Here is a 12,549-nt window from a genome sequence, read left to right as displayed (position 1 = left end):
CATGCAACCACAGCAGCACACCCAGCGAGATGTCGCCCGAGCAGGGCGCACCGCCTATCGCCTGACAGGCATGAGCCACGATCAGGTGGTGGCGACGATGCGCGACTACGGTCGGCAGATTGCCGAGGAGCTCACCCGTCATGGCATCCCGGTGCCGTCGAAGCGCCACCGCCCAGATGTCGGCCATGTCCAGATCGACACCATCGTGATCCAGGAGAAGGTTTCCCACCCCGAGCCTGGCATCCGCATCGCCTTCGACGTGGAGGGCGATCTTGGCGTCACCTTCACTGTAAAACTACTCGAACTCCTTGAAGATCCAGCGGAATATCTTCGCAACCTCTTCAACCAGCTTGGGCCGATGCGTCGAAACATGATGCGGCGTCGTCGCGACCGGAAGGCTTTAGACGCGGCCTTCTACAAGGCGCTGACGCAGGGGGCTAACTGATGGCAGGTCTAGGCCTTCTTCACTACCAGTCAGCCTCTGACCTGCGTCAGCAGGAGATCGAGGCCGAGATGCAGGAGCAGGAGGAGCGTCGGCGCATGCTCGTCGAGAGCTCCCTGGCCTCGCACATTCGCCGCTCCTGGGAGGACGCCAAGGCCGCCAGGCGCGACATCGATTACCGCCTCCTAGATTGCCTCCGTCGTCGCAAGGGGGTCTACGACCCGAGCAAGCTGGCCAACATCCGCAAGGAAGGCGGCTCCGAGATTTACATGATGCTGACGGCCACCAAGTGTCGCGCAGCCGCCGCCTGGATCCGCGACATCCTGATGCCGGTGAACGAGAAGCCCTGGGGTCTCTCTCCGACACCGGTGGCCGAGGTGCCTGACGCCTACCTCAAGCCGATGATCGGCCAGATCCGCCAGCAGGCCCTCGAGCTCCAGCAGCAGGGCCAGCAGGTGGACATGGCACAGCTCATGGAGCAGGCCAAGGAGCAGATCCGCCAGGCCGCCCAGGAGGCCGCCGAGAAGGCGGCAGAGCGCCATGAGGTGGTGATCGACGACCAGCTTGCCGAGGGCGGCTGGGACGAGGCCCTGGAGGCCTTCATCGACGACTTCGTCACCTTCCCCTCCGCGTTCGTCCGGGGACCGGTGCTGGTCCGCAAGCCGACACTCGCATGGCGTGAAGGCTGGCAGCCCATCAAGGTGAGCGAGATCCAGCCCCAGTTCGTCCGGGTCTCCCCGTTCGACATCTACCCGTCACCGGACTCGACCACCACCCAGGACGGCGCTTACCTGATCGAGCGCGCCAGGTTCACCCGGGGCCAGCTCAACGAGATGCTGGGAGTGGCCGGCTACAGTGACGACAGCATCCGCACCGTGCTCCGCGAGTATGGCCAGGGCGGTCTGCGCGACTGGATCTGGAACGACGGCGAGCGCGAGGAGCTCGAGGGCAAAGAGCACCAGTGGAGCAACCCCGGCGGCACGATCGACGGCCTGATCTACTACGGCGGCGCCCAGGGCACCACCCTGCTGCAGTGGGGCGTCAACCCTGACGACGTCCCCGACCCGCTGGCCGAGTACGAGGTCGAGGCGATCCTGATCGGCAACTACGTGATCCGGGCCAAGATCAACCGCGACCCGCTGGAGCGCCGCCCGATCAACGGGGCCTCGTTCCAGGGCGTCCCTGGCTCGTTCTGGGGCACCGCCATCCCCGAGCTCATGGCCGACGTGCAAGACGTCTGCAACGCCACCGCGCGAGGCCTGGTGAACAACCTGGCGATCTCCTCCGGGCCCCAGGTCGAGGTCTACGAGGACCGCCTGGAGGCGACCGAGGATCCGAGCGACATCTACCCGTGGAAGGTGTGGCGCACCAAGGAAGGCGCCCTGGCGAGCAACAACCCCGCCATCCGCTTCTTCCAGCCGAACTCGAACGCCGGCGAACTGCTGACGGTCTACGACACCTTCGAGCGCAAGGCCGACGACGCCACCAACATCCCCCGCTACATCTACGGCAACGAGGGTGTGGGCGGTGCCGGCGAGACCGCCAGCGGCCTGTCCATGCTGATGGAGTCGGCCAACAAGGGTATCAAGGACGCCATTCGCCACATCGACCGTGGCGTTATCCGCATGGCCATCGAGGCGCTCTGGCTGCACAACATGCAGTACAGCAGCGACAACTCGATCAAGGGCGACGTCGCTGTGGTCGCGCGCGGATCCAGCGCCATGCTGATGCGCGAGCAGACCAACCAGCTGCGCAGCCAGTTCCTGCAGCTCACCGGCAACGAGCTCGACATGAGCATTCTCGGCCGGGAGGCTCGCCGCCGGCTGCTGGACACCATCGCCGAGCGCCTGGACATGCCGGGCATCGTCCCCACCAAGGAAGAGATGGAGCGCCAGGCCGCCCAGCAGGCCGAGCAGGCCAAGGTGCAGCAGCAGCTGTCCATGGCCAAGCTCCAGGCGGAGATCGCAGAGCGCCAGGGCAAGGCCCAGAAATACGGGGCCGACGTGGCCAAGACCCAGGCCGACGCGCAGCACACCCAGGCGGAGACCGCGCAGACCCAGTCGGACACCCAGATCAGCCAGGCGATGGCGCCCCTCGAGGCGCAGAAGCTGCTGATGGAGATCATGTCCCTGCTGAACCAAGCACAAGGAGCAACCAATGGCACTGGACGAGCGCAGATGGAAGGCCATGGCGCGCCTGGCGTCCTCCCCGGAGGGCAAGGAGCTTCGGGCGTACCTGGAGGAGCGCCTGGCGGAGTGCCGCGATTCCCTAGAGCAGATACCCGAGGGCTCGGAAATATCTAAGGCCCAGGGCCGGGCCAAAGAGCTCCGGCACCTGATCGAGAGGCTCGACCGGTCCTCCGAGGTGATCAGGACTCGATACAATTGACGCGTGGCCGGGGGTGACCCGGCCCCACCGCAAAGGTCTCTGTCGTACCCAGTGGCCTTTGTCGTGGGAAGCGCTCTCCGCTGCACTGCAGGCAGAGGGAGAACCCGCAACCCAGATCGTGAACCCCGGCGATAGTCCGGCTCACACGTCGCGCCGTGAGGCGCCACAGGAGCAGAAGATGTCCCTACCCAAGAGTGTTCAACGCCAAGCCGCCGCTGCTGCTGACCACTACAAGCCGAAGCAGGAAGACCGTCCTGAGGACGACTCCCGCGAGGACGTAGAGGCCAAGGAGCAATCCGGTAAGCCTGACGATGAGCAACAGGCAGCCGCCGAGAAGCAACCCTCCCCCACCAAGCAGGAAGAACCCCCGAAGGACGAGACGCCCCGCGACCAGGACGCTGCGTACTGGAAGCACCGGCATGACGTCATTCAGGGCAAGTACAACCGCGAGGTGCCGGAGCTGCATCAGAAGGTGCGCGCGCTGGAGAAACAGCTTTCCGACAAGGACACCGAGCTCGCCAAAGCGAAGCAGGCGGGACCAGAGCCTACCGATGGTAACGGCAACCTGGACCTGAATCGCATGCGCGAGACCTACGGTGACGAGATGGTCGATGACCTGGTGGCCCTCATCCAGAGTCAGGCAGGCAGCACTACAGCGAAGACTCCCGAAGAGCTCGAGCAGCTCAACCAGCGTCTCTCCTCCATCGAGGAAGACCGCCAGGTGGATGCTCAGACCCGCTTCTGGGTCGACCTGGAGCGGCTGGTGCCGGACTTCAAGCAGGTGAACCAGGATCCCGGCTTCCTCAGCTTCCTGGCGGGCTTCGACCCCCAGACCGGCGAGCAGTACCAGCAGAGCCTGTCGTCTGCGCAAAAGCGCAATGACGCCTATGGGGTAGCGGAAGTCTTCAAGCTCTACAAAGAGCGATCCGGCAAGCCCAAGCAGCGCGAAATCCCGGATGACGAGGTGACCCCTCACTCCACCCGCACCAGCGATGCACCGCAGGGAAGTGGGCAGAAGCAGTGGACGCGGGCAGAGATCCGGCAGTTCTACCGTGACAAGACGTCCGGTCGCGTGAAAGGCAAGAAGGCCGAGGAGCTCGAAGCCGACATTTTCGCCGCACAGGCGGAAGGCCGGGTTACCGGCTGACCCCTGGCGGTTTCCGATTCCTCGCCGTGAGGCGACAAAAGAGGTAATTCACCATGGCAGGTCCGACTCGTGCCTCCGGGCATCCCGACTACTCCAGCTCTTCCTCCTCTGGTTTTATCCAGGAGGTCTGGTCTGGAAAGATGATCGAAAAGCTGTACCAGCGCACTGTGTTCGCTGAAATCTCCAACACCGATTACGAGGGAGAGATCAAGAACCAGGGTGACACGGTACAGATCCGCACCACTCCGTCCATCACCATTAACGACTACGAGATCGGTGGCGGCCTCAACTACGAGAAGCCGACCAGCGACAAGGTCGAACTGCAGATCGATCGCGCCAAATACTTCGCCTTCGAGGTGAACGACGTGGACGCGTACCAGGCTGACATCCAGCTGATGGACAACTGGTCCGACGATGCCGGCCAGCAGATGAAGATCGCCATCGATAAGGTGATCCTCGGTGAGTCCTATGCTGATGCCGCTGCCGAGAACGCTGGTGCCACTGCCGGCGCCGAGTCCGGTGGCTACAACATGGGCGAGGCCGGTGCGCCGGTGGCCGTCAACAAGACCAATATCCTCGACGTGATCGTGGATTGCGGCTCTGTGCTCGACGAGCAGAACGTGCCGGACGAGAACCGCTACATCGTCCTGCCGGCCTGGGCCAACGGCATGCTGAAGAAGTCCGATCTCCGTGACGCTAGCGCCATGGGTGACGACACCTCGGTCTACCGCAACGGCAAGGTGGGCATGCTGGACCGCTTCATGGTCTACGTCAGCAACAACGCCTCCAAGGTCGTTGATGGCACCACCGGTCGCCAGGCCACCAACATCATCTTCGGTCACAAGAAGGCTCTGACCTTCGCCTCCCAGATGACCAAGATGGAGAACCTGGCCAACCCCAGCGACTTCGGTGAACTGGTCCGTGGTCTGAACGTGTTCGGCTTCGATGTCATCGACCCGGACGCTTTCGGCCACCTCTACGCCGAGAAGGCGTAAGGCCGGCGCCGCCCCTTTCTTCGAGGGGGCGGCGCTTTTCCATCCCCCTGACACCGAAGGAGGATCCTCATGGATCTGCTGAAGATGATCGAAGACGCCGAGACCAAGGATGAGCTTGAAGCCATTGGTAAAGAGCACCTGGGCACCGACGTCGATAAGCGCAAGGGCATCGAGACCATCCGTGCTGCGCTCGAGGAGCTGGCTACCGAGGGCGCGGACGAAGAGCCGCAAGCTGCCGAGCCGGTTGCTGAAGCCAAGCCTGAGCCGGCCCCGGCCAAGCCCAAGGGCAAGGGTGAGACCCGCCTGCTCAAGAACACCAAGAACGGCCGAGTGGTCGCCTACACAGCCGCTCTGGCGAAAGTCAAACACATGAAAGAGGTCTAACCCATGGCCTCGAGTGTCGGCACCGTCATCGCTCGGGCCAAGGCCATTCTCCAGGAGCGCGGCACCGGTATCCGCTGGACGGATAGCGAACTGATCGACTGGCTGAACGAGGCCTATACCGCCATCGCGGTGGAACGGCCCGACGCTCACTCCGAGATCGTGACGCACGAACTCGTGGAGGGGGCGCGGCAGCAGCTGCCCTCCTCCGCCCTGCGCCTGATGGACGTGATCAGCAACCCCAGTGGCCGTGCTGTCCGCAACATCGATCGGGACGGCCTGGACCGCCTGCGGCCCACCTGGCGCAGCGAGCGCCCTACCGAGGACATCGAGCTGTTCATGGAGGACGTGCGCAAGCCCGATGTGTTCTGGGTGTACCCGCCTGCTGAGGGCGGCGTCGAGATCGACATGCTGGTGGTTCAGTCCCCTGGCGCCCACACCACCGACGACCTGTCGGCGATCAGTGCAGACCCCCTGCTGGTCAGCGAGCGCTATGCCACCGCGCTGGTCGACTACGTGCTCTACCGCGCCTTCGCCAAGGACGCGGAAGGCCAGGCCAACTCGGCGCGCAGCGGCAGCCACTACCAGGCCTTCATGAACGCCGTCCAGGGCAAGGGCCGTGGCGATGTCCTGGTCACACCGGAGAGCGAGCAGAATGCGAACGGATGACCTGATCGACGAGATCCTGATGGATATCCCGGCTCCCCGGGCAACGATCCGAGAGGCCATCTCACGGGCCGCCAGGCGCCTATGCACTGAGGCAGACGTCTGGGTGCAAAGGCGCGAGCCGGTGGTGGTGGCTGCCAACACCAACTACCCGCAGATTGCCGCTGCTGACGGCGAGCCCTTGCGGATCCGCTACCTGACCATCGATGGCCGGAAGACGCGCGCTGGCGAAGGCTGGGAGCAGCCCGAGGCGTCGCTGATCGTGTTCCAGCAGAAGCCTAAGCAGAGCCTGATCTTCGGGGAGCTCGCCTGCCGCCCGGAGCACGACAAGATGCCCCCGGACGACGTCGTCGACCGCTGGGCCGAGGTCATCGAGCACGGCGCGCGCTACCGACTTCTGATGATGCCGCAGGCCTGGGCCAACCCGAACCTGGCGGCCCACCACGACCAACGCTTCATGTCAGGCGTGTTCTCGGCCCGCCAATACGTCAACCACGGCCACGCCCGAGGCACCGCCCGGGTGAAGGCCCGCCGATTTATCTGAGGTCGCCATGGTTTATCCAGGAGAGCTGGACATCGTCATCCTGCAGGGGGCGACCTTCCGGCGCAGCTTCGTGTGGAAGTCCGGGCCACTTCAGGAGCCCGTCAACCTAGCCGGCGCAGAGATCCGAATGCAGATCCGCTACGCCAAGCCGGACGACCAGGTGCTGATGGAGGCCTCGACCGATAACGGCCTGATCGTCATTGAGGACACCGAGAACGGTGCATTCGCCATCGACATCCCCGGCGAAACAACCGCCGAGTACGACTTCCTCACCGGGGTCTACGACATCGAGGTGAAAGTGTCCTCGGGAGAGATTTTCCGGCTCGTGGAAGGCCGGATGAAGCTAAGTCAGGAGGTTACCCGGTGAGCAGTGAAATTGAAGGTCAGGCCATCATCGAAGTGACCGAAGAGGTCACGATCATCGAGACGTCGGCCGATATCAATTCGCCGATCTACGCCGAAGAGGCAAAGGCTAGCGCGGCAGAGGCCAAGGCGAGTGAGGTGTCGGCTGCCGAGGACGCTGCTGCCACTGCTGCCGATCGGGTGCAGACGGGGCTGGACCGCCAGGCATCTAGCCAGAGTGCATCCGATGCCCTCGCATCGGAGCAAGCCGCCAAGGCGAGCGAGAACGCCGCTGACCAGGATGCCCAGGCGACATCCGCCGACCGCGCCTATATCGACGGACAGGTCGATCACGTCGACAGTCAGGTCGCGCACGTCGACAGCCAGGTCGATCACGTCGACTCCCAGGTTACATTCGTAGACCAGCGCGCCACAGATGCCGATGCGTCAGCGACCGCAGCAGCAGCCAGCGAGACGGCCGCTGCGGGCAGTGCCGCATCGGCTGATGCCGACGCTACGCAGACTGCAGATGACCGCCGTCAGACTGGCGAGGACCGTGTTCAGACGGGCCTGGATCGAACTGCGGCGAGTGATAGCGCCACAGCAGCGGCTGATTCTGCCACGCTGGCAGACCAGCACCGCCAGGCTGCTGCAGCGTCAGAGGCCAATGCTGCCCAGTCCGAGAGCGACGCCCAGGACCATCTGAACGCGTTCCTGGATCGCTACTACGGTGACTATGCTACCCCGCCGGCAGTGAGCCCTACCGGCAATGCGCCGGGGGTGGGTGACCTGTATTTCGACACCACCGAAGGCGCCTTGAAAATCTGGACCTCGGCAGGCTGGCGGAATGCCACCACGGTGGTCGAGGGCGTCTACGACGTGCATGAGTACCGGAACCAGGAAGGTAGCGACACCTTCACGCTGGACTACGATGTGGGCCTGCTCCAGGTGCTGTACAACGGTGTGCAGCTCGCCAGCGATGACTTCACTGCTGACAACGGCACCAGCGTTACCCTGGCTCAGCCGGTGACCAAGGCCACTGACGTGATCACCCTGATTCGTTGGGGTGCGGTGACCCAGGCCACCTTCATCGGCACGGCAGCCCAGAAGGACGTTGAGGACTTCGACCCTGCCGGTGCCGCTGCCCAGGCAGAAGCCAATGCCAAGTCGTACACCGACATGGAGCTTGCCTCCCTGGTGGCTTCCGCCCCCGGTGCCTTGGACACCCTGAACGAACTGGCTCAGGCCTTGGGCGATGACCCCAACTTCGCCACGACCATGACCAACGCCCTGGGCCAGAAGCTGGATGCCTCGGCCTACACTGCAGCGGACGTGCTGGCGAAGCTGCTGACAGTAGATGGGGCGGGCACCGGCTTAAACGCTGATCTTGTAGACGGAGCCCACGCAGCCGATCTCAGGAACCGCAGCACGCACACTGGCACTCAGCCGCTAAGCACATTGTCGGACGCCGGGACGGCTGCAAGCCGAGATGTCGGGACCGGTACCGATAACCTACCTACCGCAGACACTGTCGGGGACTGGCTGCACACCAACACTATTAGCGACCTACACGTTGGAATGAGCCAGAACTTCGTGTCGTTCGATGGCGCAAATATCGGAGGAGGCCCCGCTAACGACTGGACTAACGGATTTAAAAGCACTCACGCGAATTATCTTCATTCCTACCTTATTAACCAACACCGTACAAACCATTGGTGGCTTGGTTGGTACGATTCCCAACAAGACGCTGGGTCTGGTAATAGTGTTGCGTGGGCCAAAATACTGCACAGCTTAAACTCTGTCGGGTACGTCGACTCAGATTCTGTTTCTGTCATGGAGTACGGGGGGAATGCGAACGGAAATTACCTGAAGCTGAAAGACGGAACACTGATCTGCTGGAAAGTAGTCAGTGGCACCTTCGAATCTCCTTCCGGGGAGCCGGCCGAGTCCCCCACAAGTTGGGCAGCTACGTTCGCGTATCCTGACTATATCGTGCTTCCTCATTTCGACACGCCGATCGGCAGGTACATTCACACGTCTACGTACAAGTACACGTCGAACAACTCAACCGTACGCTTCACGCTGAAAGACGATGACGGCACGAATATCAACTCCTACGACATGATGCTGCTTGCCGTCGGCCGTTGGAAATAAGGGAGGGAGGTTACCCATGTCTTCAAGCAGACAGCTCGCAGAGCACGGGGATCGTACAGACGACCCTCACAACGTCACTCCAGGCCAGGCAGGGGCTGATCCTGCCGGTACGGCCAGTAGTGAAGTCTCCGCCCATGAGGCTAAGAGCGGAGCCCATACCCCGGCACAGGTAGGTGCAGATCCTGCTGGTTCGGCAGCCAGTGCTGAGTCAGCAGCCAAGAGCCATGCCGACACCAAGGCCAGCGAGGCTCAGGCACATGCTGTACAGCGCTCGAACCACACGGGCACGCAAACCCTGGCTACGATCTCGGATGCGGGGACGGCGGCAAGTCGTAATGTGGCTACGGCCCATGCGGACAGCGACACAACAAAAGTCCCCTTGATTGGTGCCGCAGGACTGCTGAACGCCGTTAACCTCCTGGAGCCGGGCGGGGAGTTTTCAAACAACAAACCCATCGGCCTGTATCACATAAACGTTGCCGATGCGGCAGGGGCCGGGCTGCCGGCCCAATACGGATCTCTGTTTTCGTGCGGCCATCCCAGCAATGCGAGGAACTTTAAAGGGTGGGGTCAAGAGTTGATGTTCGACATCAACGGGGTGATTTATCACCGCCACTCTGGTTCGAACTCTGGGGCAGGCTACACCGCGCCCATAAATTGGGCAAAGTGGCGATTCCTCTATAACAGCATGAACGCAGTCCAGCCTGTATCTATGGATGCTAGCGGAGTTCCTTCCGGGGGGTTGTTTGAGTACGGTTCAAACAGCAACGGGGAGTACCTCAAGTTTGCTGACGGGACGCTCATTTGTTTTGTCGAAGTTGACGGCCTCGGCACAACTACCGCAGTTCCAGGAAGTAATGGATCTCTTTTCCATAGCGCCGATCAAACATGGACCTTTCCCGCCGCGTTTGTCGAAAAACCTGTGATGGATGTTACAGGGATCAGGCACAGCGACGATAGCATTATCGTGTGGGGAGTAGGCCGCACTACGACAGGAAGCACGACGAAACTTAGGGGCGTGGCTTCGCAGAGCAGTGCCGCCATCGGCTACTACCTTCACGCCACTGCCAAAGGCCGCTGGTACAACTAAGGAGGCATTATGAAAGCCATTCTTACACCACAGAACAGCACGAGCATCACCTACAGCTACCAGGCTGTAGGTGATGTCCTGCACGCTACCGTTAACGGAGTCGAGGACTCCTTTGACTTCACCGGCATGCCGGATGGATCTGCCAGCGACTTCGAGACTGTCCTGGAGCCCAACCCGCTGATCCAGGCCACCAAAGCTGATGGTGAGCTGACTGTCACGCTGCTGGGCTGGTACGGCAACACCCCAGTACAGGGCGAGGACGAAACTGACGAGGCTTTCCAGGAACGTCTGGCAGAGTACGAACTGGCCAAGACTGAACGCGAGGTGACCATCTAATGGGTGCAGTGAACTGGGTGCCGGCACCGACTGCCGAAGAGCTGCTTGAAGAAGCCAAGCAGCGCAAGATTGCCGAGATCGAACAGTGGCGCGTTGAGGCTGTGGATGCCGGCATGCCCTACGAGTTCGAGGGTGTGCAGGAAGTGGTACAGACCCGTGCCGAGGACCGCGAGAACCTGATGGGTCTCGAGGGTGAGGCGAACCACCTGATCGAGGCAGGTGTGACGGATGCGGTGATGACGCTCCGGGTACAGTCCAACAACGAGTACCTGCTCACACCGGCGGAGATGGTGGCCGTGGCGCGGGCTGCCTTCAAGCACAAGGCCGATCAGTACCCGATCTCCTGGGCGCTGAAGGAGCAGGCCAGGAATGCCGCCAGCCAGGAAGAGCTCGACGCCATCACCTGGGAATAACCCTACCTCAAGGAGTCAGCTGTGAAGCTCACTCACTCTGCGTTTCGCGGCGAAGTGCCGCTTTTGGACGGCCGGCTCCTCCCGGAGAACAACGGCCAGGTATCTCGCAACACCTTCCTCCGCCGTGGCCGCCTGAGCGCAGAGAAGGGTCTGGGGCAGGTTGCCGGCCTTCCTCCGGTATCGAGTCCCGCCACCCTCTACCGCTACCCGAACGGCAACGGCGGGGACGGCTTCTGGTTCGTCTGGGGCAACGGCAAGGACGTCGATATCGAGCGGTCGCCGCTGGCAGATGATGCCTGGGACCGTGTCTACTGGACTGGAGACGGAGCCCCCAAGATGGGCGGCATCGACCTAGTGACCAGCGGGCAGGAGCCCTACCCCAGCACCAGCTATCGCATGGGCGTCCCGGCGCCTACCGGCACGCCTATCGCCACGCCGCAGTCTGGCCGCCCTTCTGTTGGCGATTACCCGGCCACCGCGCTCGAGGCCGCCTACGTGGTGACCCTGATCACCAACTACGGCGAGGAAAGCCCGCCTAGCCCAGCGAGCAACACCGAGCTGCGCTGGGACCAGGTGGACGGAGCGCCTGCCGGCGGCGGCATTGTGCTCGCGCTGCCGGGGCTCCCCAGCGGCGCACAGAACATCGTCACCAAGCGGATCTATCGGGTCGAGTCCGGCGGCTCGTTCCAGTTCGTGGACGACGTCTCCGCCTCGGCCAGCACCTACACCGATACCATCGCCAGCGACCAGCTTGGCCGGGTGATTCCGTCTGCCGAGCGGGACCGCCCTGACGATCGTATGCGCGGGCTGACGGCGCTCCCTGGTGGCATCTTCGCCGGCTTCTTCGAGAACACGCTGTGCTTCTCCGAGGCCTACCTGCCACACGCCTGGCCTGTGGGCTACCAGCTCGGTCTCAGCAGCGACATCGTGGCGCTCTCCAGCACTTCCGCCGGCCTGATCGTGGGGACCAACGGCAAGCCGATCCTGGTGACGGGCTCCTCCCCTGCCGCCATGGCGCCGATGGAGCTCGACGTCGATCAGCCCTGCCTCTCCAAGCGATCGATGGTCGACATGGGCGACTATGCCATCTACGCCGGCAACGACGGCCTGGTGGCTGTGGGTGGCTCTGACGCCCGGGTGATCACTCTGGACTCGATGACACGCGATCAGTGGCGCGCCCTGGGACCGGAAACCATCCACGCCTACCGCTACGAGGAGCGCTATGTCGCCTTCTACGATGGCGGCTGCTTCGTGTTCACACCAGGCCAGGGATTCGAGTTCTTCGACATCGAGGCTGATGCCGGCTACTACGACATCGCCGGCGACACGCTCTACGTCACCCAGGGCAATGACGTGAAGGCCTGGGGCAAGGGATCCCCGATGACCTACACCTGGCGCTCGAGGATCCACGAGGTGCCGCCTGGTGACGGCTCGTTTTCCTGCGCCAAGGTCATCGCCTATGACTACCCGGTAACCCTGCGCCTCTACGCTGACGGCGAGCTCGCTGCTGACATCCAGGTGGATGACGCGAATCTCTTCCGCCTGCCCCCTGGGTATACTCTCTCCCGCGACTGGGAGGTGGAGCTCGAGGGCAGCGTCGATGTTGCTTCCGTCCAGGTGGCCACCACCCCGTCAGAGATCGTTTAGACCG

13 protein-coding genes are annotated in these 12,549 nt (G+C 62.8%); all 13 read left to right on the top strand.

From position 1 onward, the window contains the following. The first annotated feature begins 1 nt into the window (after position 1). Positions 2-445, top strand: a complete 444-nt coding sequence (locus KUW00_RS15620; protein WP_222569523.1) for a hypothetical protein — start codon at positions 2-4, stop codon at positions 443-445. After that, positions 445-2,745, top strand: a complete 2,301-nt coding sequence (locus KUW00_RS15615) for a hypothetical protein (protein ID WP_222569522.1) — start codon at positions 445-447, stop codon at positions 2,743-2,745. The genes KUW00_RS15620 and KUW00_RS15615 overlap by 1 nt, the downstream gene beginning before the upstream one ends. Positions 2,746-3,008: 263 nt before the next feature. Beyond that, a complete protein-coding gene (locus KUW00_RS15610; protein WP_222569521.1) occupies positions 3,009-3,977 on the top strand; it encodes a hypothetical protein in 969 nt (322 codons plus the stop codon). Between the two features lie 53 nt (positions 3,978-4,030). Next, the gene (locus KUW00_RS15605) at positions 4,031-4,972 is read left to right on the top strand and encodes a P22 phage major capsid protein family protein (RefSeq protein ID WP_222569520.1); all 942 of its coding nucleotides are present in this window, start codon (positions 4,031-4,033) and stop codon (positions 4,970-4,972) included. Between the two features lie 69 nt (positions 4,973-5,041). Next, positions 5,042-5,356, top strand: a complete 315-nt coding sequence (locus KUW00_RS15600; RefSeq protein ID WP_222569519.1) for a hypothetical protein — start codon at positions 5,042-5,044, stop codon at positions 5,354-5,356. Between the two features lie 3 nt (positions 5,357-5,359). Then, complete coding sequence (locus KUW00_RS15595) at positions 5,360-6,022, top strand: DUF6682 family protein (protein WP_222569518.1); 663 nt, start codon at positions 5,360-5,362, stop codon at positions 6,020-6,022. Continuing rightward, a complete protein-coding gene (locus KUW00_RS15590) occupies positions 6,009-6,563 on the top strand; it encodes a hypothetical protein (protein WP_222569517.1) in 555 nt (184 codons plus the stop codon). Before KUW00_RS15595 ends, KUW00_RS15590 begins: the two co-directional genes overlap by 14 nt. A gap of 7 nt (positions 6,564-6,570) precedes the next feature. Next, complete coding sequence (locus tag KUW00_RS15585) at positions 6,571-6,930, top strand: hypothetical protein (RefSeq protein WP_222569516.1); 360 nt, start codon at positions 6,571-6,573, stop codon at positions 6,928-6,930. Then, positions 6,927-9,059 (top strand): hypothetical protein, encoded by a 2,133-nt coding sequence (locus tag KUW00_RS15580; protein ID WP_222569515.1) that lies wholly within the window; start codon positions 6,927-6,929, stop codon positions 9,057-9,059. The genes KUW00_RS15585 and KUW00_RS15580 overlap by 4 nt, the downstream gene beginning before the upstream one ends. Before the next feature lie 16 nt (positions 9,060-9,075). Further along, positions 9,076-10,149, top strand: coding sequence for a hypothetical protein (locus tag KUW00_RS15575; protein ID WP_222569514.1), 1,074 nt, complete (start codon positions 9,076-9,078; stop codon positions 10,147-10,149). A gap of 9 nt (positions 10,150-10,158) precedes the next feature. Beyond that, positions 10,159-10,485, top strand: coding sequence for a hypothetical protein (locus KUW00_RS15570; RefSeq protein WP_222569513.1), 327 nt, complete (start codon positions 10,159-10,161; stop codon positions 10,483-10,485). Beyond that, entirely contained in the window at positions 10,485-10,898 is a 414-nt protein-coding gene (locus tag KUW00_RS15565) for a DUF4376 domain-containing protein (protein ID WP_222569512.1), read from the top strand. Before KUW00_RS15570 ends, KUW00_RS15565 begins: the two co-directional genes overlap by 1 nt. 21 nt (positions 10,899-10,919) lie before the next feature. Then, positions 10,920-12,545 carry a hypothetical protein gene (locus KUW00_RS15560; RefSeq protein ID WP_222569511.1) on the top strand — a complete coding sequence of 542 codons (1,626 nt, stop codon included), beginning with the start codon at positions 10,920-10,922 and terminating at the stop codon, positions 12,543-12,545. Positions 12,546-12,549: the final 4 nt, after the last annotated feature.

This window comes from Halomonas sp. DP5N14-9 (genome assembly GCF_019802175.1).
GTDB lineage: Bacteria > Pseudomonadota > Gammaproteobacteria > Pseudomonadales > Halomonadaceae > Halomonas > Halomonas litopenaei.
This window is presented reverse-complemented; position numbering and strand designations above follow the sequence as displayed.